Genomic DNA, 24225 nt, shown 5'->3' with positions numbered 1-24225 from the left:
GAAGTGGACACCGGTTCGCGTGAAGAAAACGCGTCAAACAAAAATCTAGAGGCGAAGCGAGTCGCTGTGAAACAGCCATGCGACGAGCGCGACCAGCGTCAGCGCGATCGAGGCAGAGATGCTGACGAGCTTGATCGTCGTGATCGCCTTCAGCATCGAGACGGCCCGTGCCGCCGCATGCGGATCGCCGTGCAGCAACAGCCAGGCCAGCAAGCAATCCTCGATCAGATCGCTCAGCAGATACACCGCCGGCACGACCAGGCCGAGCCACGCTGCAGTCGGATAGATCTGGTTCAGCCAGAATGATGACGCCGCGCCCATCGCGCCCGCCAGCGCCAGCATGACGACGAGATCGAGCGGAAACAGGATCGGGAAGACATACTTCATCCGCAGATCGGATTGCACCAGCTCGCCGAGCTGATCGCCGGTGTAGCTCAGCGTCTTCTCCGGAAAGCGGGTCCGGAATCTGCCCACGAAAACGCGATCGGAATAGCTGCCGACCCACCAGAACAGTCCGAACGCACTCACCACCAATCCCGCGAGAATGACCGTCACGAGAGCTTGGTGGCTCATGCCGATCCGTTCCGGTCCAGGCTGAGGAAGCTGCGAAAGGCGGCAGGCAAGATGATCGCGCGCACCGGCGAAATCCCTGAAGGCCAGAAAAATATCGACGGAATATCGCAATGACTGCCGTTGAGATTCCCACCTTTTCCAAGGTGTTGCAATTGAATTCTGCGGATCGTCGTGTCGTGCGAGCACACGGGCCCGATGCCGGCCGCAGGCTCCAGAACGACTGTCGGCATTCATGCCGCGTACATAGAACCGTCTTCAATTGAAGATTGAATCTTCCCCGTGTCCTGCCGTACATAGAGATCACGAATTTTCACGGCGGCCGCGGGGGCAACGGATGCCGAAGGATATTGTGATTTGTTGCGACGGCACCGGCAACGAGATCGGCGCCAATATTTCCAACGTCCTGAAGCTGTTTCGCGTCGCCGACAAGGACGACCGGCAGCGCATCTACTATCATCCGGGTCTCGGCACGATCGGCCTCCAGAACAGCTGGGGCCGCTTCAAGCAGGAAGTACGCGGCCTGTTCGGGCTGGCCTTCGGCGCCGGTCTCGACGAGGACACGCTCGGCGCCTACCGGTTTTTGTGCCGGCTCTGGGAGCCCGGCGACCGGGTCTGGATGTTCGGCTTCAGCCGCGGCGCCTATACCGTGCGCACGCTGGCGGCCTTCGTTCATGTGATGGGCCTCCTGCCGGTCGACCAGCTCGATATCGCGGACTACGCGTTCAACACCTACAAGAAAGCCAGCTCCGACTCCCAGAAATCGGACGGCACGTTCGACGATGCCCCGCTGAAGGAAGCCTGGCACTTCAGCCAGATCGCCGGCGGGCGCAACATCGACATCGAGTTCGTCGGGGTCTGGGATACCGTGGCCTCGATCATCGTGCCGCGGCAGGACAACTTCCTGTTCGATCTCCAGACGCTGCTGTTTACCCGCACCAACTTCATTGTCAGGCGATTTCGCCAGACGATCTCGATCGACGAACGCAGGCGCATGTTCCGCCTCAACCGCTGGATCGAACCGCAGAAGTTCCGCTCCGATCCGTTCGATCCGGCGACCGATGTGGAGCAGGACATTCGCCAGGCCTGGTTCGCCGGCGTGCACTCCGACGTCGGCGGCGGCTATCCCGAGGACCAGAGCGGGCCGTCAAAATTTCCGCTGATCTGGATGCTCGAGCAGGCCAGGTCCGCCGGGCTGCACATGGATCAGGCGCTGATCGATCATCTCGCCTGGGGCATGCTGCTGCCGCCGCACAAGCACGACTTCGTGCCGCCGAGCGCGACGGCTCCGTTGCACAATTCGCTGACCGCCGCCTGGGAAATCCTGGAATGGATTCCAAAGAGCGACAAATGGAAGGAATGGCCGGAGCGGAAGTCCTTCCTCGGCTTCTACCTGCCGCGCGGCGAGCCGCGGCCAATTCCGGAAGGTGCGACCATCCATAGCTCGGTGGTTGAGCGGATGGACAAGGATCCGACCTACCAGCCGATCAACCTGCCGAAAACCTACAAGGTCGAACCAATGACGCCACCACCGGCGCCGCCCGCTCCGACGGGCTGAAGGCCTCAAGCATGATTTAGCCGCGAAGGCGACCTGCTCCCTCTCCCGCTTGCGGGGGAGGGCTGGGGTGGGGTGTCCCTCAGCGAGTCACATTGTGGAAAGAGCCCCCACCCGTATCGCATCTTCGATGCGATACGACCTCCCCCGCAAGCGGGAGAGGTGCAGCGAGTTTGCGGTTAGATCAATCCAATCAACTTCATTTCAGGCGTCGATCGCGTCCTTGATCCGCTTGCGGCTGAGCGGCAGGTCGCGCAGCCGCTTGCCGGTCGCGCGCGCAATGGCATTGGCGAGCGACGCAGCGGCCGGGCCCTGCCCGGTCTCGCCGCTGCCGAGGAACGGCTGGCCCGGGCGGTTGATGATGTGGACGGCGATGCTGTCGGGCACGGCATTGAAGCGCAGGATCGGGTAGGTCTGCCAGTCGATGCTGGTGATCCTTGCTTCATCGAAGGTGACGCTCTCATAGAGCGTCCAGCTCGCCGACTGCACGATCGCGCCCTCGACCTGATTGGCGATGCCGTCCGGATTGACGACCTGGCCGGCATCGACAGCAGCGACCGCGCGCACCAGGCGAGCCCGGCCGGTCTCGCGATCAACCTCCACCTCGGTCGCAATGGCGCAATAGGCGGCGAGGTTCTTGTAGCGCGCGAATGCGAAGCCATAGCCGCGATTCTGCGGCGCTCTCTCGCCGGGCCTCCAGCCGAATTCCTGGGCGGCCTTCTCGACCACCGCGCGGCCGCGCGCATCGTCGAGATGCTTGAGGCGAAACACGACCGGATCGGCGCCGGCGAGATCGGCCAGCTCGTCCATAAAACTCTCGATCGAAAACACATTGTGATAGGCGCCGAGCGCGCGCATCGCCGATATCCGCAGCGGCATCGCGGGAATGAAGTGATGCATCACATGCGCGTTCGGGAAATTGTAGATCGGGATCGCGTTGCGATCGCCGCCGCCTTCCGGCAGCGGCAAAGGTTTGGGCGCAGGCACCGCGAACGAGCGCGCGATGTGCTGGGCCGCAAGCAGCGAGCCAGCGCCGCCGGGCCGCATCGAATGCGTGTTGCTCCACACCGCAAAATTCCAGTCGGCGATCCTGCCGTCGGCCGTGAGCGAGGCGCTCAGCCTGGTCACCATCGCGGGGCCATACGGCTCCCAGCCGTGCTCCTGCTCGCGCATCCACTGCACCCGGACCGGGCGCCCGGGCAGCGCACGGGCAATCAGCGCGGCGTCCGCCGCGGCATCGTCGGCGCCGTTATGGCCGTAGCATCCGGAGCCCTCGACATGGATCAGGCGGACGCTGGCCGGCGGCATGCCGAGCATTTCGGCGATGGCCTGCCGGTCGGGGTAGACGCCTTGGGTGTGCGTCCACACCGTCATCGCGCCATCGACGAACTGCGCGACCGCGCAGGACGGTCCGATCGAGCCATGCGACTGATACGGCCGCGTATAGGTCGCTTCGAGCGATCGCGTGCCGCTCACCGCGGGATCGGAGCGCTCGAAGATTGCAAAGTCCTGCGACGGCAGCGCGGTCAGCACATTTGCCAGATCCCGCTGGTTCGGCAGCTTCGCACTCTCCCGCCATTTCGCCGCGGCTGACAGCGCGTGCATGGCCTTGACCGCGGCAAACTCCCTCTCCGCCACCACGGCGAGGAAATTGCCGTCGCGCACGATTCCGATCACACCGGGCATCTTCTCGATCGCGGCCGTATCGCATTCGATCAGCTGCGCGCCGTAGCTCGGCGGGCGCACCACGCGCGCATGCACCATGCCGGGAAGCCGCATCTCCTGCACATAGGCGGCGCCGCCGGTAACCTTGGCCGGAATATCGACGCGCGGCACCGGCTGGCCCATCACTGTGAAACTCGCCGGATCCTTCAGGCGCGATGGCGGCTGCGCCTGGACATGCAGCATGTCGGAGGCGACGAGCTCACCATAACCCAGACGCCGGCCGTCGGGGGCGATCACCGTCGCATTCTCGGTCCGCAAACTATCGGGCGGCAGGTCGAGCCGCCTGGCCGCTTCCGCAACCAGCAGCGCACGCGCCTGCGCCGCGGCATGCAGGATCGCGGTGCCGCTGTCCTGCATCGAATGGCTACCGGAGGTGTAGCCTTCGTTCGCCGTGAGTTTCGTATCGGCCGTGATCACCTTCAGCGCCTCGAAGGGAATATCGAGCTGCTCGGCCGCGATCTGCTGGAACGCAGTCCGGAAGCCCTGGCCGAGCTCGGCCTTGCCCGTGAAGGCCGTGATCCGGCCATCGGCATCGATCCGGATCCAGGAATCCAGATTGGGCGAGGTCGCGAGACTACCTGGCAGCTTCGGGCCTTGAGTCTTCTGCTCCTGCGCCACTGCATGGCGGAACGAGAAGCTGACGATCAGCGCGCCGCTGCCAGCCAGCACGCTGCGGCGATCGAGCACCACCGGCGCGGTCATCGGACGCTCCTGTCGCTTGCGGCGTCGGCCGTATCCATCAGCCTCGCGGCGCGATGCACCGCGCGGAGAATGCGCATGTGGGTGCCGCAGCGGCAGAGATTGGGCTCCAGCTCGGCGCGGATCTGTGCATCTGATGGTTTCGGGTTGCGCATCAGGAGCGCCTGCGCGCGCATCATCATCCCGGCGATGCAGTAGCCGCACTGCGCCGCCTGCTCCTCGATGAAGGCGCGCTGGATCGGCGCCGGTGCCGTCACCGTGCCGAGCCCTTCGAGCGTCGTCACCTGCTTGCCTTCGACGAGCAGCAGCGGCGTGACGCAGGACAGCACTGCCTTGCCGTCGACGATCACGGTGCAGGCGCCGCATTGCCCGAGCCCGCAGCCGAACTTGGCGGCATTGAGTGCGAGATCGTTGCGCAGCACGTAGAGCAGCGGCGTATCCGGATCGGCATCAACCTGATGATCCCGGCCATTGACCTTCAATGTCGTCATGGCGTGCCTCGCTGTCTGGAGTCCGCAGGCGCGTCGCGCGCCGCAAGCGACGTGGCCTGCACCGCGCGCGCCTCGCGCACGGCCTTGTCGAGATCGTTCCACGCCGGCTGCTTGCCGAAGCGGACACGCAGATAGTTCGCGAGCGCGATCATCTGCGCGTCGTCGATGCTGGCCGCGAAGCCCGGCATGATCGGGCTGCGCTCGCCCGCGATGGCACCGATGCCCGCCAGCACGATGTTGACGAGATTGCGCGGATCGGGGCTCGCAATCGCCGTGCTGAGTCCGAGATTGACGCCGCCATAGGGCAGCGCCCGATTGCCTTCATGGCAGGCTGCGCAGGCCGCAGCATAGATCGCCGCGCCCGCGGCGTTGGCTTGCGCTGCGTCCAGTGATGCCGATTGCGCCACGGCATCAGCGGGCTGCTTGCGATCCGGCACCGGCGCACCCGAGATATCGGCCATGTATACGGCGATGGCGCGCACGTCGCTGTCGGCGACATCAGCCAGATTGCCGACCACTTCAGCCATCGGCCCGCGTGCGGTGCCGTGATCGCTGTGCCAGCCGCGGCGCAGATAGGCGTACAAGGCGTCAGCCGTCCACCGCACCGGGGCGTGCGAGGCGTCGTTCAGCGCATTGGCGTGCCAATTGTCGACGTCGCCGCCGGAGAACTGCGCATTCACCCGCTCGGCGCCGAGCGCGTTGCGCGGCGTGTGGCAGGCGCCGCAATGCGCGAGCCCCTCGACCAGATAGGCACCGCGGTTCCACTCGGCGCCCTTCGCCGGATCGGAAGGAACGTCGCCGCTGCGCAAATACAACAACTTCCACCCGGCAATCAGCGGCCGATGGTTCAACGGAAACGCCAGCTGATTCGCCGGCGGCGACGCATGCACCGGCTGTCGCGTCATCAGGAACGCGTAGAGCGCCCGGTCGTCCGCATCGGAGACATTGGTGAAATGGTCATAGGGAAAGGTCGGGTAGAGATGCCGGCCGTCGCGGGCGACGCCCGAGCGCATCGCGCGGACGAACGCCTCCTCCGGCCAGCCACCGATGCCGGTCTCGCCGTCCGGCGTGATGTTCGACGAGAAGATGGTGCCGAACGGCGTCGGAACCGGAAGCCCGCCGGCATAGTTCCCACCGCCCTGCACGGTATGACAGGTGTTGCAATTGCCGATCGCCGCGAGATCACGGCCGCGCTTGACGATGTCGGGATCGAAAGTGTCCGGCCGGGGCGGCGCAATGGCCGCGATCTGCGGCCGCCAGGCGATCGCAGCGCCCACGGCTGCGCCGGCGACCAGCACGATCGCAGCAATGCCTGTGATGATCCGCAGTTGGCCGGCCATGCGTGAATTGAGTTTGTTGTTGGGACGTGTATTAACACGTTTCGTTCCGGTATCGTTCGGCCAGAAGACCTCGATCACCGCCTGTTGACCCCAGGGAAATCCGGGGGAATCCCCAAGGGATCAAGCAAGGGATCATGACCGCCCAGCCCGCCCTCGATCATGCATCCGCTCCGCCCCGCGACGCGCGATCCGTGCTCAGTTCCGTGTTCGGCCTGTCGGGCTTCCGCGGCGCGCAGGAAAAGATCGTCCGCCACGTCACCGATGGTGGCAATTGCCTGGTGCTGATGCCGACGGGCGGTGGCAAGTCGCTGTGCTACCAGCTGCCGTCGCTGCTGCGCGATGGCTGCGGCATCGTGGTGTCGCCCTTGATCGCGCTGATGCGTGACCAGGTCGCGGGTCTCACCGAGGCCGGCGTCAACGCTGCGGTTTTGAATTCGACGCTGTCCTATCAGGAAGCCTCCGAGGTCGAGCGGCGGCTGCTCGCCGGCGATCTCGATTTGCTCTATGTCGCGCCGGAACGGCTGCTGACGCCGCGCTGCCTCAATCTGCTCAGCCAGGCGCAGATCGCACTGTTTGCGATCGACGAGGCGCATTGCGTCTCGCAATGGGGTCACGACTTCCGCCCCGAATATATCGGCTTGTCCGCACTCGCCGAGCGCTTCCCCAAGGTGCCGCGCATCGCGCTGACGGCGACCGCGGACGCGCTGACGCGCAAGGAGATCGCCGAGCGGCTGTCACTCACCGACGCGCCGGAGTTCGTCGCAAGCTTCGATCGCCCCAACATCCGCTACGAGATCGTCGACAAGCAGAACGCCACTACGCAACTGAAGAACTTCATCAAGGAGCGGCATGCCGGCGACGCCGGCGTGGTCTATTGCCTGTCACGCGCCAAGGTCGAGGACGTTGCCGCATCGCTCAGCGAGGCCGGCATTCCCGCGCTGCCCTATCACGCCGGGCTCGACGCCGGCGTGCGCGCCCGGAATCAGGACCGCTTCCTCAACGAGGACGGCATCGTGATTGTCGCCACGATCGCGTTCGGCATGGGCATCGACAAGCCCGACGTGCGCTTCGTCGCGCATCTCGATTTGCCGAAGAGCATCGAGGCCTATTACCAGGAGACCGGACGCGCCGGCCGTGACGGCAAGCCGTCGGCCGCCTGGATGGCTTACGGCCTCTCCGACATCGTGCAGCAGCGCCGCATGATCGACGAATCGACCGGCTCCGACGCCTTCAAGCGTGTCTCGATCGGCAAGCTCGATGCGCTGGTTGCGCTCGCCGAGACCGTGCATTGCCGGCGGCAGCGCCTGCTCGGCTATTTCGGCGAGACCCGCACCGACGAAAGCTGCGGCAATTGCGACAACTGCCTGACGCCGCCGCGGGTCCGCGACGGCAAGGTGCTCGCGCAGAAGCTGTTGTCCTGCGCCTATCGCACCGGGCAACGGTTTGGCGCCATGCACCTGATCGACGTGCTGGTTGGGCGGCTGACCGAACGCGTCAAGCAGTTCAACCACGACCAATTGTCGGTGTTCGGCATCGGCCGCGAGCTCAACGAGAAGCAGTGGCGCGCGGTGCTGCGCCAGCTGGTGGCGATGGGCCATCTGCGCGCCGACAGCGACGCCTTCGGCGCGCTGAAGCTGACCGATAGCGCCCGCGGCGTCTTGAAAGGCGAGACCGCGGTGATGCTGCGCGAGCAGCCGGAAGGCGCGCGCAACCGCGCGGTCCGCGGCAAGTCGCGCCGTGGCGAACTCGCGCCCGCGGCCGACAGCCCCGGCGGGATCGCCAGCCCAGCGCTGCATGCGGCGCTACGCGCCTGGCGTTCGGAGGTCGCGCGGCAGCGCGGCGTGCCGGCCTATGTGGTGCTGCACGATTCGACCATCGACGGTATCGCCGCGATGCGTCCGGATACGCTGGGCGAACTGCGCAACATCGCCGGGATCGGCGACAAGAAGCTCGAGCATTACGGCGCCGAGCTGATCCGGATCGTGAAGTCGAACGACGACTGAACAGTCGGCCTTGGCGACTGCCTCGCCTCGGTGACGACAACGTGACACCGGCGCAAGGCCGCCGCGCTTTGTCTCGTTGACGGCAGCCAGGCACCCGCTCATCCTGACCGCGTTTCCTTAACTCATCCACCAGAGGAGCCGAGCATGAGCAGCAAGCCGACGATCGTTCTGGTTCACGGATTCTGGGGAGGTGCGGCGCACTGGAGCAAGGTGATCGTCGCGCTCGCGCGCAAGGGGCACACTGGCCTGCAAGCGGTCGAGATGCCGCTGACCTCACTCGCCGACGACGCCGATCGCCTGCGCAAGATGGTCAAGCAGCAGAGCGGTCCGGTGCTGCTGGTCGGCCATTCCTACGGCGGCGCCGTCATCACCGAGGCCGGCGACCTGCCCAATGTCGCTGGCCTCGTCTATATCGCGGCCTTCGCGCCCGACGCCGGCGAGAGCCCCGGGGGCATCAGCCAGGCGCTTCCGCCGGCTGCGATCGCCAATCTTGCGCCCGACAGCGACGGCTATCTCTGGATCAAGCCCGACAAATTCCACGAGAGCTTCTGCCAGGACCTGCCTGCCGATGAAGCGCTGGTGATGGCGGTCACCCAGAAGGCGCCGCTTGCCAGCACCTTCGGAAACAACATCACCGCGCCGGCCTGGCGCAAGAAACCGGTCTGGTACCAGATTTCGAGCGAAGACCGGATGATCAACCCCGACAATCAGAAGCGGATGTCGGAGCGGATGAAGCCCCGCAAGATCATCACGCTCGCTGCCGGCCACGCTTCGCTGGCCTCGAAGCCTGTCGAGGTGACCGCCTTCATCGACGAGGCCGCGACGAGTCTCGCCTGATGCAGCGCCCGGATACCGCAGCCCTCGGCGCCGCGGCATAGGAGCCATACCCGGCGCGGCAGCGCATGCGCTTGCGGGCCGCGCCGCCCTCGCCCTAATCTTTCGGTCGTCGCGTCCAACGAGGCGTGACCAAGACTTAACGACAAGAGATAGGGAAGAGACGGGCCATGGCTCAGGAGAGCACCGCGCGCAAGGCTGCGCGCCCTGCCGAAACTGGAACGTTCGACGCCGTCGTGATCGGCGCAGGGTTCGCCGGCCTGTACATGCTGCATCGGCTGCGCGGGCTCGGCTTCACCGCGCGGGTCTATGAGGCCGGCGGTGGCGTCGGCGGCACCTGGTACTGGAACCGCTATCCCGGCGCGCGCTGCGACGTCGAGAGCCTGCAATACTCTTTCTCGTTCTCCGAGGAACTCGACCAGGACTGGAGCTGGTCGGAGAAATATTCTCCGCAGCCCGAAATTCTCGCTTACGCCAACCACGTCGCCGACCGCTTCGACCTGCGCGGCCAGATCGTGTTCGACACCCGCGTCACCGCGGCAACCTTCGACGAGAAAGCAGGCAGCTGGCTGATCGAGACCGATCGCGGCGACAAGGTCACTGCCAAATTCTGCATCATGGCGGTCGGCTGCCTGTCGGCGCCGAACCGCCCTGCTTTCCCCGGAATGGCGGATTTCCGCGGGCCGATCTATCACACCGGCGAATGGCCGCATGAGGGTGTCGACTTCACCGGCCTGCGCGTCGGCGTCATCGGCACCGGCTCGTCCGCGATCCAGTCAATCCCGATCATCGCGCAGCAGGCGTCGGAGCTCACCGTGTTCCAGCGCACCGCGACCTGGTCGGTCCCGGCGTGGAACGAGCGGCTGTCGGCGGAATATCTGAAGGAAGCCAAGGCGCATTATCCGGAGCTGCGTGCGAAGGCGCGTGCGCGCCCGACCGGGTTCTACTTCCTGTTCAACGCCCAGCCCGCATTGCAGGCAAGCGAGCACGAACGCGAGCGCCTCTATGAGGAAGCCTGGCAACGCGGCGGCCTGCCCTTCCTCGGCGCGTTCGGCGACCTCTTGTTCGAGAAGGCCGCCAACGACACCATCGCCGATTTCGCGCGCGAGAAGATCCGCGGCATCGTCAAGGATCCTGCCACCGCCGAGCTGCTGTCCCCTCGAAACGTGTTCGGCTGCAAGCGGCTCTGCGTCGATACCAACTACTTCGAGACCTACAATCTGCCGCATGTGAAGCTGGTCGACGTGTCGAAGACACCGATCGAGCGGTTCACCACCGAGGGCATCGTGGTCGACGGCACCGAATACAAATTCGATGCGATCGTCTCCGCCACCGGCTTTGCCGCCATGACGGGCTCGTTCGACAAGATCGCGATCACCGGCCGCGGCGGGCAGACGCTCGCCGAAAAATGGCGCGCCGGCCCGCGCGCCTATCTCGGCCTCGCCTCGGAAGGATTTCCGAACTTGTTCATGATCACCGGGCCCGGCAGTCCGTCGGTGCTCGCGAGCATGATCCAGGCGATCGAGCAGCATGTCGACTGGCTGGCGGATTGCCTTGGTCACATGCGCGACGTCGGCGCCGGCACGATCGAGGCGGTCCGCGACGATGAGGACGCCTGGGTCGCCCATGTCAACGACGTCTCCACGGTCTCGCTGCGCTCGACCTGCAGCTCCTGGTATGTCGGCGCCAACATCCCGGGCCGTCCCCGCGTGTTCATGCCCTATATCGGCGGCTTCCCGATCTATGTGCAGAAGTGCAATGAGGTGATGAATTCGGGCTATGACGGCTTCGTGCTGCAGGGTGCCCGCAAAGGCAACGCGCCGCCGCAGGTCCGCTTCACCGAGCGCTGGCAGGTGCCGCTCGACATCGAGGTGATCTCGCCGGCCGCGGTCGCCGCCAAGCGCGTCCCCATGGTCTGAACCTCAGCGGTATCCCGGCCGGGATTGCGCGTGATAGTGTCGTGCGGCCCGCGCTTCGCACCGCGGGCCGCACGGGGGACGATGGCCGACACGGCATTGCAGGGATTGGTCGAGCGGATCGGCGCGGATCACGTCGTGCGCCGGCTTGGAATCGAGGCCGCGCACGAGAAGCAGCTGTTCGGCCAGGGCACGCTGCTGTTCAACGTCGAGAACTGGAAGCTGGCGCCGTGGGTCATCGAGACCGTGCTCAAGCTGGCCGGCCTCCATGGCCGCGCGCGGCGCAACGCCGACCGGGTCGAGGTGCGGCGCAATCTGGTGACGTCGACGCGTCTGCCGGCGGCCTTCGACGGCTTCACCATCCTTCATCTCAGCGATCTCCACGCCGACATCAGCCAGGGCGCGATGCGGCATCTGACCGACATCGTCCGCACTATCGCCTGCGACATCTGCGTCCTGACTGGTGACTATCGCGGCAAGACGTTTGGCTCGTTCGAAACCAGCCTCGCGCTGATGAGGGATCTCTGCGCACGGATCAAGCTGCCGCTCTACGGCATCCTCGGCAATCACGACAGCATCCGCATGACGCCGGCGCTGGAGGCGATGGGCATCAGAATGCTGTTCAACGAGCAGGAGCCGATCACGCGCGACGGCGCGACCATCCATCTCGCCGGCGTCGACGATGCGCATTTCTATCGCACCGACGACATTGCAAAGTCTGCCGCAGCGATCCCGCGCGATGCGTTCTCGATCCTGCTCGCGCATACGCCGGAATCCTATCGCGAGGCGGCCGCGGCCGGCTTCGACCTGATGCTGAGCGGCCATACCCATGGCGGTCAGCTCTGCCTGCCCGGCGGGATCGCGATCAAGCTGGAGGCGCGGCTGCCGCGCAGGATGGGCCGGGGCGCCTGGCGCTTCCAGACGCTTGCCGGCTACACGTCAACCGGCGCCGGCACCAGCCTGGCGCCGGTGCGGCTCAACTGCCCGGCCGAGATCACGGTGCATACGCTGCGTCGGCTCGGGGACTGACACCATACGCCGCGGCGCCGGCATCAATTCCCCGGCTTCTTCGCGCCGGCGGTTTGTTCGTTCACCTTGCACGTGACCAGGAGCGTAAAGCCGCGCGCGGCCTTTGCGATCTCGGACGTCTCCCGCTTTGTCGCATCATGCCATTCGGCACTCTGATACTGCACCGCGCTGTTGTCGAGGAAGTCACGCAACGCCCCGGTCTTGATCGCGAAGTTGATGTTCTCCGGGATGGTTCCTGTTGCCCGCGCGACCCTGACGGCATCGAGCTTCGCGGCCACGACGCCGACCACACCACCGCCGAGATCGAACAGCGGTCCGCCACTGTTGCCCGGCTGCACCGCGGCGCTGATCTGCAGGAAGCGGGTGTCGTTGAGGATACCGCTCAGCGAAGAGACGATGCCCGTGGTCACGGTGAAATCGGACGTCAGCAGTCCGTGATAGGGATAACCGATCGCCACCACGCCATCGCCGACCAGAATGGCATTCTGCCTGATCTTGGCGACATCCTTGAACGGGGACGGCGCCTGTAGCAGCGCGAGATCGTTGGTTTCATCGCTGGACACCAGCCGCAGTTTGATCGGCGCCTCGCCGCTGAGATTTCCGGTAATCTCGCTGCAACCGTCGATGACATGATGGTTGGTGACGACATGGCCGCTGCTGCTGACCACGAAGCCGGTCCCGGTCCCGGACTTCGCCTGCTTCTGTGGCGGCGGGTTCGGCGCAGCCTGCGGCGGCGCGGCCGCGGGCTTGGTCGCGACCGCGAATTCGCCGGCACTGGCGACACCATTCTTCTTCACTGAGACCACGCAGTTGAGCAGCGCCGGCAGCAATTGCGCGGTCTGATTGAGGTTGAACTGAAACAATTGTCCCTGCGCGAAAGCCGTCATCTGGCGCGCCTTGCGGAACTGATTGATCAGCGCCGAATTCACCGGCATCTCGACATTCACGAGCTTCTCGCCGAGCGGCATGCCGTAGACATTGAACGCGGGCTGGCCGTCGAAGGTCAGCGCTAGCGGAAAGGCTTCGCCCGGCGTCAAACGCCAGCTGTCATGAGCCAAGCCCAGCCGCCAGCTGCCATTCGCGGCAACCGCCACCATGAAGAAGATGCCGCTCTGGTAGGTGCTCCCCGCCGAGCAATGCGTGAACGCGCCGCTCTTGTCGTCGGTGAAGGCGCCGCCCTTCCAATTGCCGACCGTGATCGAGCCGTAGGGACCGCGGGCGCTCGATGGAGTTGCGGACGCAAATAGCCACGCGGCCACCACGGCCGCCCAGATCGCAACTCTCATGACATGCACTCCCCAGCCACAACCCCTTATAGGAGGCAGAGAAATTCATCCGCAAGTGGTGCGCGGCTTGGCCTTTGGTCGAGCGGCCACGCAATACCGCCGCGGATGAGGCGATCGCCACACCCTCTGGTTACAGATGTAATGTTCCTATTTTGTTCATAAGATGTCAACCCCCACACATTCCTCGCCGAGCCGGGCGGACGCTATTGCGGCTCCCGAACCGAAGACTGCGTCGGCGGATTTGAATCGCTGAACCAATAGCGGGATGCGAAGGCATGCACGCCGACGCCGATCAGGAAGATGCCGGCATAGAGCTCGATCTCGCTGTTCATCGCCAGCAGGCGAGCGCGCGGCGTATGACCATGGCTCTGGTAAGCCCAAAACCAATGCCCCACCGCAACGATGCCGACGCCGAGCGCGGCAATGGCTCGGCCGGCCGCATTCATCATCCTCACGCGAAGGTCTCCCGACTCGCCCGGCATGGACAGGATATCGGGAGAAGCTGACGCCGACCTGACGTGGGGGCGTAGCCAGGATGAAGCGAAGCGTAATCCGGGCTACGAAGCGCCGCCTGCCTCAGCCGTTCCTGAATGCGTAGGCGTAGCCGTTGAGCGCCGGCGCGCCGCCGAGATGGGCATAGAGCACCTTCGACCCAGCCGGGAAGAAACCCTTCTGCACCAGATCGATCATGCCCTGCATCGACTTCCCCTCGTAGACGGGGTCGGTGATCATGCCTTCCAGCCGAGCGCTGAGGCGGATCGCCGCCTTGGTTTCTTCCGACGGCACGCCATAGGCGGGATAGGCGTAGTCCTCGATCAGCACGACATCATCCTCGACGATGTCGCGGCCGAGCTCGACCAGTTTTGCAGTGTTCTGCGCGATCGACAGCACTTGCGCCTTGGTCTGCGCAGGCGTGAACGAACCGTCGATGCCGATCACGTTGCGCGCGCGCCCGTCGGCGGCGAAGCCGACCAGCATGCCGGCATGGGTCGAGCCGGTCACCGTGCAGACGACGATGTAGTCGAACTTGACGCCGAGCTGACGCTCCTGCGCGCGCACCTCTTCGGCGAAGCCGACATAGCCGAGCCCGCCATATTTGTGCACCGAGGCGCCCGCGGGAATGGCGTAAGGCTTGCCGCCCGCTGCCTTCACCTCCTCGATCGCCTGCTCCCAGCTCTTGCGGATGCCGATGTCGAAGCCGTCGTCAACCAGGCGCACATCCGCGCCCATGACGCGCGAGAGCAGGATGTTGCCGACGCGGTCGTAGACTGCGTCCTCATGCGGCACCCAGCTTTCCTGCACCAGCCGGCACTTCATGCCGATCTTGGCCGCGACCGCCGCGACCATGCGGGTGTGGTTCGACTGCACGCCGCCGATCGAGACCAGCGTGTCGGCGTTGGAGGCGATCGCGTCGGGGATGATGTATTCGAGCTTGCGCAGCTTGTTGCCGCCGAAGGCTAAGCCCGAATTGCAATCCTCGCGCTTGGCATAGAGCTCGACCTTGCCGCCGAGATGCTTTGACAGCCGATCGAGCTTCTCGATGGCGGTCGGCCCGAAGGTGAGCGGGTAGCGCGCGAACTTCTCCAGCATGCTGGCATCCTCTTTGGTGATCTGGAACGGCGGCCAGAACTATCACTCCGGCTGCGAAAGGTGCTCTCTAACTCAGCTCCCGCGATTACCGAAGATTGCGGAATTTCGTCACGATGATATCGTTTCTCTCACGAAGTTGCCCAATAGTGAGAGATTCTTCCATGTCCGCCCGACTAGACCGCATCGACCTCAAGATGTTGAGATTGCTGCAGAAGAATGGCCGGCTGAGCAACGCCGAGCTGGCCGACCAGGTCGGCGTCAGCCCCGCCACCTGCCATCGCCGGACCCAGGCGCTGTTCGACGAGGGCTTTCTCAGCGGCGTCCGCGCCATGGTGGCGCCGCGCAAGGTCGGCATGGGCACGCTGGTGATGGTCGGCGTCGTGCTCGACCGCTCGACGCCGGAGAGCTTTGCGAGCTTCGAGCAGGCGGTGGCGAACCTCAAATGCGTGCTCGACTGTCACCTCGTCGCCGGCGACTTCGATTACTTCCTCAAGATCCGTGCCGGCGACATGGAGGATTTCAACCGCATCCATGGCGACCAGCTGATCGCGTTGCCGGGCGTGCGGCAGACCCGCACCTTCTTCGTGATGAAGGAGGTGGTGGACAATGCGGCGCTCGAGTTCTGAGTTTCGGCTCCGCTCGGCAACCTACTTCGAAGCCTTGTCGATCTTGTGCGCCAGATGGCCGGTCTGATGATCGCGACGGAGCTGGCTCAGCGAGGTCTCGTTCAGCGCAGCCAGGACATCGCTCAGCTTCTCGGTTTCGGGATAGCCCGCCGCGAAACCCGGCCCGTAAACCTTGCGCAAGGTACGCAGCAGCGTGTTTCCGTGCTTGCCGCTGATCTCACCGTCCTTGTTGGGATGCCGGTGGTCGAGACCTGCCTTGCTCATGTTGCTCTCCCTTGTATCATTGGCAGGCAGCATCTGCCTGCGGCGATCAAATGGCAATTGAGGCCGCAAAACGACCGGGAACCGTTCCGACGCTCTCACGCATCCTTCGTCGAAGGCGAGGTTTCGGTGGCTATTTGCGGCGGATTCGGTCAATGTGGCCAATGTGCTCCTGCGGACTCCGGAGAGGCCTGACGCGGCTGTCGAACCAGCAAGTCGCGTCCATACGGGAAGCCAAAGCTCCATTGCGTCACAGCACAGTCCTGCGTGAGAGCCCCCAACTGCAGAGGTGGACAGATGTCATATGCCTACAAGCTGAATGAGGACGTTCGCCACCGGGCCCAGGGCCCGCAAGGTCGAGCCGAGGCCGATGAGCCGGCGGTCTACACCATCGTTCAACGCATGCCGATCGAAGCAGACGGGCGGCTTCGGTACCGGATCAGGAGCAAGGCCGGCAATATCGAGCGCGTGGTGACGGAAGAGCAGCTGTCGTATTCGCAGTAGGCAACGCAGCGCCGCCGAAAATCGGCGCAGGCCACCTGCCGCGGACCGTGAGCGAGCATCCCGGAGTGCAAGCGGGAAATCAACTCGGCCGTTGCGGCTCGGGCGAGCCGCCCGAGAGGAGTAGTCCTTTCATTCGACTTGATGGGTCGCGCAAATCGGCGCAGTCTCTCCCGAACCTCCCCACAGGGCTGCAGGGTCGCCCGCGCGGCTGCGCGGGTAGATTGATCCGGGGATGACAGTCATGAACGTCACGGCGATGCGACTGGCCATACCGTTGCTGGCACTTGCGGCCGGCGGCACGGCTGCGTTCATCTTCGGCATTCACCAAACCCAGCAGATCCTGGGCGTGAGCACGCGCTTGATAGCGACAGCGCCAGCGGCTCCCGCGCAAGACCAGGACGCGGCAAAACAGGACAAGACTGCGCTGGCAAGGGCGCAGACCGAGACCGCGGCGCTGGCCAACGCGTTGGCAGGACCGTCGCCAACACCGGACGGCAATGCGGTGCCGGAATTCGACGTCGTCAACATCGAGCCGACCGGTGCGACCGTTGTCGCCGGCCGGGCGCTCCCCGGCGCGACGGTGGAATTGCTGCGCAATGGCGAGGTGCATGATCGCGCCGTCGCGGACAAGTCCGGCCAGTTCGTGATGGTGCCGCGCCCGCTTCCGCCAGGAAATTACGACCTCACCCTGCGCATCACGCATGATGGCAAGCAGGTGACCTCCAAGCAGAGCGTGGCCGTGGCGCTCGATGCTGCGGCCAGCGAGCGGCCGATGGTGGCGCTGATGGCGCCGGACAAGCCGATCCGGGTGCTGTCGCAACCTGCGCCCACCTCACCGGCGGCCGGCAAGGTGGCTGTCGAGGCCGTCCAGGTCGAACCCGGCGGAAAGCTCCATGTCAGCGCTCAGGCAACTCCCGGCGCGACCGTCAGGCTCTATCTCAACGACAGCTTGATCACATCCGCGACTGCCGACGCGGCGGGGCACCTTTCGGTCACGATCAACAAGGGCGTGACGACCGGCGACTATCGGATCCGGCTTGACGACGTCGACCTTGGCTCCGGCAAGGTCCGTGCACGGGCCGAGGTGCCGTTCAACGTTCCGGATACGACGACGACCGCATCGATCCCGACGGCTGCGGCGTCATCCGCTCGTACGGATGCGACCGCGCCGCAGCTCGCGGCGGCAACCACCGCCGCAGTGAGCTCACCCTCCGCCGTGATCGTGCCGAAGATCGCCACGACCACCGTCGCGCGCGGCGACAGCCTGTGGCGGATCAGCCAGCGCGCATTGGGTGCCGGGCAGCGTTACGCGGTGATCTATCGGGCCAATTCGCGGCAGATCCGCAATCCCAATTTGATCTATCCCGGCCAGGTGTTCGTCATGCCTGCGCGTTGAGGCCGGCATTCCGCCAGCGGCGCAGCGGGTCTGGCGCACGCGCTTGCTCAGCACTAGATGTGCTGCCATGCAGCACCCCGCCCTCGAGGATTTCGTCGCCGGCCACCAGCGCCTGTTTGTCCTGACCGGGGCCGGCTGCAGCACCAATTCCGGCATTCCCGATTATCGCGACAGTGACGGCAACTGGAAGCGGACGCCGCCGGTGACGATCCAGGCATTCCTGGGTGAGGCGGCGACGCGGCAGCGCTACTGGGCACGCAGCATGGTCGGCTGGCGGCGGTTCGGCCGCGCGACGCCGAATGGTGCGCATCGCGCACTGGCCAAGCTCGAACAGCAGGGCCGTTGCGAGCTGCTCTTGACCCAGAACGTCGACCGCCTGCACCAGGCCGCGGGCAGCCAGCGCGTGATCGACCTGCACGGCCGGCTCGATGTCGTCCGTTGCCTCAGCTGTGGCGCGACGACCCCGCGCGAGCAATTTCAGGGCGAGCTGGCGCGGCTGAATCCGGTCTGGCTCACGCTCGATGCCACTGACGCCCCCGACGGCGATGCCGATCTCGAGCAGGATTTTTCGTCGTTCGTGGTGCCAGCCTGCGAGGCCTGCGGCGGTGTGCTGAAACCCGACGTGGTGTTCTTCGGCGAGAACGTGCCGCGCGATACTGTCGCATCGGCGCAGGCGCATCTCGAACAGGCCGACGCTCTTCTGATCGTCGGCTCCTCGCTGATGGTCTATTCCGGCTTTCGCTTCGTTCGGATGGCAGAGCAGCGCGGCCTGCCGATCGCCGCGGTCAATCTCGGCCGCACCCGCGCCGACGAGCTGCTCACGCTCAAGGTCGAGGATAGTTGCGAGACCGCGCTGGCGTTTTTGTTGTAGCGCGCCGCTCTCTCCCTGTCATTGGGAGCGAAGCGAAGCAATCTATCGTGCCGCACACGTTGAAGCATGGATTGCTTCGTCGCTTCAGCGCAAAATTGCTCTGCAATTTTGTCGCGAGCTCCTCGCAATGACGACGAGGGAATTATCGCACTACGCCCGGTGGCGCTGCGACTTGGCCATCGGCATGTTGGCGTTCCAGTGCGTCCAGCTAACGCTGGCGAGGCTGCCCCGGTCCGTTGCCAACGGACGACGGGTCCGGCGTTCGTACTCGGCGATGCAGCGGCCGGACTCGCCGATCTTGCGCTGCAATTCGTCGATCGTCATCTGCGTCGCACGGCCGCAATTGGCCTTGCCGAGCTGATCGACCTCGATCGCCTTCAACGCCGCGCGCAGCTTCTTCAGCTGCGCGCGTTGCCAGGCGATGTGACTGTCGCTGTCTGCTGTCATGTGGCCGCCACCATCTTTGATCGTTGCACGCCGTTGGGAACCTCGATGTCGACTTCAAGCATCGAGACGAACTTGCCTCGGTCCATCTTGACCACGACCTTGTCGGGATCGACGTCGATATGCTTGGAGACCACGCCCAGGATTTCCGAGCGGAGCATCTCCAGAAGGTCCGGCGCGCCGGTCCGGCCACGCTCATGCGAAAGCAGGATCTGCAACCGCTCCCGCGCGACGGGCGCCGATGCAGAGCGGCCGCCGAACAGCCGCATTACGTTCATCATGCCGCCCTCCGTCGCAGCAGCCGGTCCATCAGCCCCTTGCGCTCGACCGGCACGGTCATCTCCACCGCCTCGCCCATCAGGCGCCGCACCGCGTCGGTATAGGCCCGCGCCGGCGCACTGCTCGCAGCGTTCAGCGTGACCGGGCAACCGACATTGGATGCGCGCAGCACGTCCTGGCTCTCCGGGACGATGCCGAGCAGCGGTGTGGCAAGGATTTCCAGGATATCGTTGATCGACAGCATCTCGCCGCGCGCGGCGCGGGCGGCATCATAACGGGTGACCAAAAGATGCTTCTCGACCCGCTCGCCGCGCTCGGCGCGGGCCGTCTTGGAATCCAGCATGCCGATGATGCGGTCGGAATCGCGCACCGACGACACTTCCGGATTGGTGACGATGATCGCCTCGTCGGCATAGCGCATCGCGAGCGTCGCGCCGCGTTCGATGCCGGCCGGGCTGTCGCACAGGATCCAGTCGAACTTGGTCTTGAGGTCTGCGATGACGCGCTTGACCCCCTCTTCGGTCAGCGCGTCCTTGTCGCGGGTCTGCGACGCCGGCAGCAGCCAGAGATTTTCCATCCGCTTGTCGCGGATCAGAGCCTGCGGCAGCTTGGCGACGCCCTGCACCACGTTGATGAGGTCGAACACGACCCGACGTTCCGCGCCCATCACCAAATCGAGGTTCCGCAGGCCGACGTCGAAATCGATGACGACGACGTTCTGGCCCATTTGCGCGAGCGCCGCGCCAAGCGCGGCGGTTGAGGTCGTCTTGCCGACCCCGCCCTTCCCAGACGTCACGACCAATACCTTGGCCATTCTCTCTCTCCTTGTGGTCGATCAGTTCAAAGCTGTGATGCGCAGCATTTCGCCCTCGAGCCACGCCTGGGCGGGCCGGTTGCGCAAGCCGTCGTCGATTTCATCTGCGGTCTGGTAGTAGCCGTCGATGGCGAGCAGCTCGGCCTCGATCTTCTGGCAGAAGATCCGGGCCGCCGAATTGCCGTTGATGCCGGCCATCGCGCGGCCGCGCAGCGTGCCGTAGACATGGATCGAACCGCCCGCGACGATCTCGGCGCCGGAGCCGACCGAACCGAGCACGGTGACATCGCCCTCGGCAAACACGATCGACTGGCCGGAACGCACCGGGCTCTCCAGCAGCAGCGACGGCAGCTTGGTCTTGTCCTTGTCTTTGTTCTTTTCCTGCGCCGGCGGTGTCTTCGGCTCGACATGGGTGATCGCGCAGGCGCGGCCGCCGGTCAGCAGCGGCGGCAGGTTGGCGCCGAGCTTGGATTCGTCGACACCCTCGATGCCGAGGATACGGATGTTGCGTTCAGCGAGGCTGCCGACCAGATGCGCGATCGCGGCCTGGCTGAGGTCGACCGCCGAGAGGTCCAGCACCACGGGCTTGCCGGCGAAGAAGCCCGGCGACTTCCCCAACGTCGCGTCGATCTCGGCGAGCCAGGACACGACCGGCACGACGGGCGAGAAAACGAACGCAACGTAGGAACGGCCGCGCATGCGGACCTGCTGACGTGCCACCTGTGGAGTTGCGTCCATCGCCTCTGACTCGGTTCTCTTGTCGAATGGTTAACAATCGGACCGCATGGTTAATCAAAGGTTAACGGAAGGGGGTGTTTTCACGGATTTGAGAGGACTGCTCCTCGGGCAACCGCTGTTGGCTGCGACCTGTTGCCTGGACGCATGATTCTGGAACCGGCGGCGCGGATCAACGCCGAGCTGTCGGCGATCGCTCGGCCTGCACCGATGCATCGAACACCGCGCGGCATGACGGGCTGAGCTGCTCGACTTGCGCGGCCATACAGTCCCTGATCCGGCCGCGGTCCGGAATGTAGGCGCCGCACAGGCGGACCGCGTCACCCATGCAGGCCTGACGCTGCATCGATTCGTTCGGTCCGGACTGGGCCAACGCGGGCGCAATCGTTGCGGCGAGAAGCACGAGGGCAAGACGAAGTTTCATGGATCACTCTCACTGGCAGGTTGAAATGTTGGTCGAGACTGGATGTCACGACAGCGGCTTGCGGCCGTTGCCGGCGGCGGGTTCGGCGCCGCCTTGCGACGGCGGCAGATGCAGAAGCGTTGCGATCGTCGTGTCGAGCAGCTCGGTCCACGCGGTTGCGGGATCGATCTCGGGCGCGATCTGACCGAGCAGCATCGGAAACGACGGCGGCTGGTTGAGCGCGGCGTTGAGCAGCGCGAAGAACAGCGCCGGATGGCTGCTGCGGATGATGCCGGCATCGATGCCGGCCTGGAAAAGATCGCGCGCCGACTCATACGCCGGGCGCAACAGCTTCTCGGTTACCAGTGTGGCCCGCTCCGGGCTCTCGGCGCCGCGACGAACCACGAAATTCCTGACATCCGGATAGGCGGCATAGAAGGTCGCGACCCGGATGATGAGCGCACGCAGCCGGTCGCCGAGTGAACGGCTCGCGTCGGCTGCGATCGCCTGCACCTCGGCCATCGCCGGTGTTGCGAGCACTGCGATGCGGTCGAGACAGGCCTCCCACAGCGCGGCCTTGTTGCCGAAATGCACGCGCACGAGATTCGGCGCGACGCCCGCCGCCGCCGCGACGCTGCGCAGGTCGGCGCCGTCGAACCCCTGGACCGCAAAGGCCTCGGTCGCGGCGATCAGCAGCGCCTGCCGGCCGTCCGGCATGTCCTTGTTGCGGCGTCCCTTGGGCCTGGCAGCCGGCGTCGCCACCAATTTGCTCGGATCAGTCATTGTCACTCTTATATGTACAATCGAACATATAAGAGCATGATCCGGCTTTTCAAGGCGACGAGCCCCGGATCGGGGCCTATAAAAAACACGTGTCAAATCATATGGTTATGCCTATTCCGCCTTAATGTTGGCCGACTTGACGATCGGCCACCATTTCTCGACCTCGGCGGCCTGATGGTCGCGCAGCGCGGTGGGGGTCTGCCTGTCCGGTGCCGGAATCTCCTGCCCGAGGTCGGCGAAGCGTTGCCGAACGACGGGCTCGGCGAGCGCCGACATCACCGCCTTCGACAGAACAGACACGATATCGGCCGGCGTGCCCTTCGGCGCCCAGATGCCATGCCAGTACGCAATATAGAGTCCCGGCAATCCGGCCTCGTCGACCGTCGGAATCTCGGGCGCCGATGCGAGCCGCGATGATGCGGTCACCGCAAAAGCCTTCACGGTCCCGCTCTTCACCTGCGGCAGCGAGTTGGAGGCCTGATCGAACATGATGTCGATATGCCCGGCCATCAGATCGTTCAGCGCGGGACCGGCGCCGCGATACGGCACGAACGAGAAGTCGGTCGTTGTCAGCTGCTGGAAGAACACGCCCGCGACATGCGCGCCCGAACCCGGGCCCGCCGTGCCGGCGGTGGCCTTGTCGCCATTGGCCTTGAGCCAGGCGATCAGCTCTTTCAGATTCTTCGCCGGCAGATCGGGCCGACCGATGATGAGCTGCGGTCCGCTCGCGATCAGTGCAATCGGCGCGAATTCGCGCACGTCATATTGCAGCTGATAGATCGCGCCGTTGAGGCAATGCGTGCCCCAATGCCCGATCGTGATCGTGGTGCCGTCCGGCGCCGCGCGCGAGGCGCGCAGGCCCGCGACAGTGCCGGAGGCGCTCGTGACATTCTCGATGATGACGGGATGGCCGAGGGTATTGCGCATGTATTCGGCGAGGATCCGCGCCAGCACGTCGGTCGGCCCGCCCGCGGCGAACGGCACGATCATCGTGATCGGGCGCGCCATGGTTTCGGCGCACGCGCCGCGGGAAGCAAGCGGCAACGTCGCCGCGCCGAGCGCGAGTTGCAGGAATGGCCGGCGAGAGATGTTGGGCATGTGCGTTCCCCCTCGTCTGTCATAGAGCCGCTCGCCTAGAAGCTCCAGCCCTTCGACGTGGCCCAGTCCAGCATGAATTGCTCGGTCTCGCGACCGGCGTCGGCGAGCCACGCGGTGAAGTCGGCGATGGCGCCGGCGCTTTCATTGTCGGCGAGATAGAACGAACGGTACTCGCGCTTGCGCAGGCCGAGGTCGCCGAACGGAAGACAGAGCTGGCCCGCTATCAGCTCGTCGATCACGAGGAACAGCGGAAACAGCCCGATGCCGATGCGATCGATGGTCGCCTGCAGCGCGAAGAACATCTGCTCGAACCGCAGCGTCTCCTGATCCGCACTCATCTCGCCGCCGGCCTGGGCGAGCCAGCGCGACCAATCGTAGGGCTCGGTCAGATAGGTGATGAGGGTGTGATGCCGCAAATCATCGGGGGTGGCGAGCCGCCCGCGGGTCAGCAGGTCGACATGGCAGACCGGCGCGATCAGCTCGGTCATGAAATGCTGCGACATCCAGCCGACCGGTTCGCCGACATTGCCGCGGATCGCGACGTCGAACGAACGGTCGTTGACGTTGAGCGGCCCGATCGAGGTCAATAGCCGCAGCTCGACATCGGCGCGCATGCGCTGGAACGACGCGATGCGGCGGATCAGCCAGCGCATCGCGAATGTCGGCGGTGCGCTGACCCGCAGCACCGACGGCGAGCCGTACGCCTTCATGTCCATAGAGGCGAGCGCAAGCCGATCGAGGATCGCCGTGACCTCGCGATAATAGATCTGCCCGGCTGCGGTTAGCGTCAGTTGCGAAGGGGCGCGGCGAAACAACTTGACGCCGAACCAGTCCTCGAGAAGCGCGACCTGGCGGCTGACGGCGCCGTGGGTGACGAGCAGCTCTTCAGCGGCCTTGGTGAAGCTGACATGCCGCGCCGCCGCCTCGAATGTCCGCACCGCGTTGAGCGGTGGCAACTTTCTCATGATCGTGT

26 protein-coding genes are annotated in these 24225 nt (G+C 65.2%); 9 read left to right on the top strand and 17 right to left on the bottom strand.

The window, feature by feature from the left end; genetic code table 11:
* Positions 1–45 precede the first annotated feature (45 nt).
* Both ACE103_RS02175 and ACE103_RS02170 read right to left on the bottom strand, forming a co-directional pair.
* Entirely contained in the window at positions 46–573 is a 528-nt protein-coding gene (locus tag ACE103_RS02175; protein WP_375778159.1) for a hypothetical protein, read from the bottom strand.
* Positions 570–803 (bottom strand): hypothetical protein, encoded by a 234-nt coding sequence (locus ACE103_RS02170; protein ID WP_375778158.1) that lies wholly within the window; start codon positions 801–803, stop codon positions 570–572. Before ACE103_RS02170 ends, ACE103_RS02175 begins: the two co-directional genes overlap by 4 nt.
* 104 nt (positions 804–907) lie before the next feature.
* On the opposite strand from ACE103_RS02170, the gene ACE103_RS02165 reads away from it, so the two are divergent.
* Positions 908–2128: a DUF2235 domain-containing protein gene (locus ACE103_RS02165; protein WP_375778157.1), complete on the top strand. Its 1221-nt coding sequence runs from the start codon at positions 908–910 to the stop codon at positions 2126–2128.
* Positions 2129–2329: 201 nt separating this feature from the next.
* Here ACE103_RS02165 and ACE103_RS02160 read toward each other — a convergent pair whose 3' ends face one another.
* The 3 genes from ACE103_RS02160 to ACE103_RS02150 are packed head-to-tail and all read right to left on the bottom strand — an operon-like array spanning position 2330 to position 6380.
* On the bottom strand, positions 2330–4552 hold the full coding sequence (locus ACE103_RS02160) for a molybdopterin cofactor-binding domain-containing protein (RefSeq protein ID WP_375778156.1): 2223 nt from the start codon (positions 4550–4552) through the stop codon (positions 2330–2332).
* Complete coding sequence (locus ACE103_RS02155) at positions 4549–5040, bottom strand: (2Fe-2S)-binding protein (protein ID WP_223974612.1); 492 nt, start codon at positions 5038–5040, stop codon at positions 4549–4551. The genes ACE103_RS02160 and ACE103_RS02155 overlap by 4 nt, the downstream gene beginning before the upstream one ends.
* Positions 5037–6380 (bottom strand): c-type cytochrome, encoded by a 1344-nt coding sequence (locus ACE103_RS02150; protein ID WP_375778155.1) that lies wholly within the window; start codon positions 6378–6380, stop codon positions 5037–5039. The genes ACE103_RS02155 and ACE103_RS02150 overlap by 4 nt, the downstream gene beginning before the upstream one ends.
* 134 nt (positions 6381–6514) lie before the next feature.
* On the opposite strand from ACE103_RS02150, the gene recQ reads away from it, so the two are divergent.
* The 4 genes from recQ (at position 6515) to ACE103_RS02130 (ending at position 12162) form a co-directional block, all read left to right on the top strand.
* Positions 6515–8383 carry a DNA helicase RecQ gene (gene recQ, locus ACE103_RS02145; protein WP_375778154.1) on the top strand — a complete coding sequence of 623 codons (1869 nt, stop codon included), beginning with the start codon at positions 6515–6517 and terminating at the stop codon, positions 8381–8383.
* A gap of 144 nt (positions 8384–8527) precedes the next feature.
* Complete coding sequence (locus ACE103_RS02140) at positions 8528–9220, top strand: alpha/beta hydrolase (protein WP_375778153.1); 693 nt, start codon at positions 8528–8530, stop codon at positions 9218–9220.
* Between the two features lie 167 nt (positions 9221–9387).
* Entirely contained in the window at positions 9388–11136 is a 1749-nt protein-coding gene (locus ACE103_RS02135; RefSeq protein WP_375778152.1) for a flavin-containing monooxygenase, read from the top strand.
* Between the two features lie 81 nt (positions 11137–11217).
* A complete protein-coding gene (locus ACE103_RS02130) occupies positions 11218–12162 on the top strand; it encodes a metallophosphoesterase (protein WP_375778151.1) in 945 nt (314 codons plus the stop codon).
* Positions 12163–12185: 23 nt separating this feature from the next.
* Here ACE103_RS02130 and ACE103_RS02125 read toward each other — a convergent pair whose 3' ends face one another.
* The 3 genes from ACE103_RS02125 to ACE103_RS02115 form a co-directional block, all read right to left on the bottom strand.
* Entirely contained in the window at positions 12186–13448 is a 1263-nt protein-coding gene (locus ACE103_RS02125) for a S1C family serine protease (protein ID WP_375778150.1), read from the bottom strand.
* Between the two features lie 203 nt (positions 13449–13651).
* Positions 13652–13897: a hypothetical protein gene (locus ACE103_RS02120; protein ID WP_375781310.1), complete on the bottom strand. Its 246-nt coding sequence runs from the start codon at positions 13895–13897 to the stop codon at positions 13652–13654.
* A 127-nt stretch (positions 13898–14024) separates the two neighbouring features.
* The gene (locus ACE103_RS02115; RefSeq protein WP_097676548.1) at positions 14025–15038 is read right to left on the bottom strand and encodes a 1-aminocyclopropane-1-carboxylate deaminase; all 1014 of its coding nucleotides are present in this window, start codon (positions 15036–15038) and stop codon (positions 14025–14027) included.
* Between the two features lie 161 nt (positions 15039–15199).
* Here ACE103_RS02115 and ACE103_RS02110 point away from each other — a divergent pair, with 161 nt between their 5' ends.
* On the top strand, positions 15200–15664 hold the full coding sequence (locus ACE103_RS02110; protein WP_097676549.1) for an Lrp/AsnC family transcriptional regulator: 465 nt from the start codon (positions 15200–15202) through the stop codon (positions 15662–15664).
* A gap of 21 nt (positions 15665–15685) precedes the next feature.
* On the opposite strand, the gene ACE103_RS02105 is transcribed toward ACE103_RS02110, so the two are convergent.
* Positions 15686–15928, bottom strand: a complete 243-nt coding sequence (locus ACE103_RS02105) for a hypothetical protein (RefSeq protein ID WP_097676550.1) — start codon at positions 15926–15928, stop codon at positions 15686–15688.
* Positions 15929–16222: 294 nt separating this feature from the next.
* Between ACE103_RS02105 and ACE103_RS02100 the strand changes: the two genes are divergently transcribed.
* The 3 genes from ACE103_RS02100 to ACE103_RS02090 all read left to right on the top strand — a co-directional run bounded on the left by ACE103_RS02100 (position 16223) and on the right by ACE103_RS02090 (position 18696).
* Entirely contained in the window at positions 16223–16429 is a 207-nt protein-coding gene (locus ACE103_RS02100) for a hypothetical protein (protein ID WP_097676551.1), read from the top strand.
* Between the two features lie 241 nt (positions 16430–16670).
* Positions 16671–17825: a LysM peptidoglycan-binding domain-containing protein gene (locus ACE103_RS02095; RefSeq protein WP_375778149.1), complete on the top strand. Its 1155-nt coding sequence runs from the start codon at positions 16671–16673 to the stop codon at positions 17823–17825.
* A 67-nt stretch (positions 17826–17892) separates the two neighbouring features.
* Positions 17893–18696, top strand: a complete 804-nt coding sequence (locus ACE103_RS02090; protein WP_375778148.1) for an NAD-dependent protein deacetylase — start codon at positions 17893–17895, stop codon at positions 18694–18696.
* Between the two features lie 150 nt (positions 18697–18846).
* On the opposite strand, the gene ACE103_RS02085 is transcribed toward ACE103_RS02090, so the two are convergent.
* From ACE103_RS02085 to ACE103_RS02050, 8 genes are all read right to left on the bottom strand, one after another.
* Positions 18847–19143, bottom strand: a complete 297-nt coding sequence (locus ACE103_RS02085; protein WP_223974602.1) for a hypothetical protein — start codon at positions 19141–19143, stop codon at positions 18847–18849.
* Positions 19140–19418 carry a cell division topological specificity factor MinE gene (gene minE, locus ACE103_RS02080; RefSeq protein WP_375781309.1) on the bottom strand — a complete coding sequence of 93 codons (279 nt, stop codon included), beginning with the start codon at positions 19416–19418 and terminating at the stop codon, positions 19140–19142. Before minE ends, ACE103_RS02085 begins: the two co-directional genes overlap by 4 nt.
* Positions 19418–20233 carry a septum site-determining protein MinD gene (gene minD, locus ACE103_RS02075; protein ID WP_223974601.1) on the bottom strand — a complete coding sequence of 272 codons (816 nt, stop codon included), beginning with the start codon at positions 20231–20233 and terminating at the stop codon, positions 19418–19420. The genes minE and minD overlap by 1 nt, the downstream gene beginning before the upstream one ends.
* Positions 20234–20254: 21 nt before the next feature.
* Positions 20255–20971 (bottom strand): septum site-determining protein MinC, encoded by a 717-nt coding sequence (minC, locus tag ACE103_RS02070; RefSeq protein WP_375778147.1) that lies wholly within the window; start codon positions 20969–20971, stop codon positions 20255–20257.
* A gap of 169 nt (positions 20972–21140) precedes the next feature.
* Positions 21141–21392, bottom strand: coding sequence for a hypothetical protein (locus ACE103_RS02065; RefSeq protein ID WP_375778146.1), 252 nt, complete (start codon positions 21390–21392; stop codon positions 21141–21143).
* 45 nt (positions 21393–21437) lie between these two features.
* Positions 21438–22154, bottom strand: a complete 717-nt coding sequence (locus ACE103_RS02060) for a TetR/AcrR family transcriptional regulator (RefSeq protein ID WP_375778145.1) — start codon at positions 22152–22154, stop codon at positions 21438–21440.
* Positions 22155–22265: 111 nt separating this feature from the next.
* A complete protein-coding gene (locus ACE103_RS02055) occupies positions 22266–23162 on the bottom strand; it encodes a tripartite tricarboxylate transporter substrate-binding protein (RefSeq protein WP_375781308.1) in 897 nt (298 codons plus the stop codon).
* Between the two features lie 125 nt (positions 23163–23287).
* Positions 23288–24217, bottom strand: coding sequence for a LysR substrate-binding domain-containing protein (locus tag ACE103_RS02050; protein WP_223974593.1), 930 nt, complete (start codon positions 24215–24217; stop codon positions 23288–23290).
* Positions 24218–24225: the final 8 nt, after the last annotated feature.

The organism is Bradyrhizobium sp. ma5, from assembly GCF_042258955.1.
Classification (GTDB): Bacteria; Pseudomonadota; Alphaproteobacteria; order Rhizobiales; family Xanthobacteraceae; genus Bradyrhizobium.
Note: the sequence above shows the minus strand (reverse complement) of the source record. Positions and strands in the feature narration are given on the sequence as shown.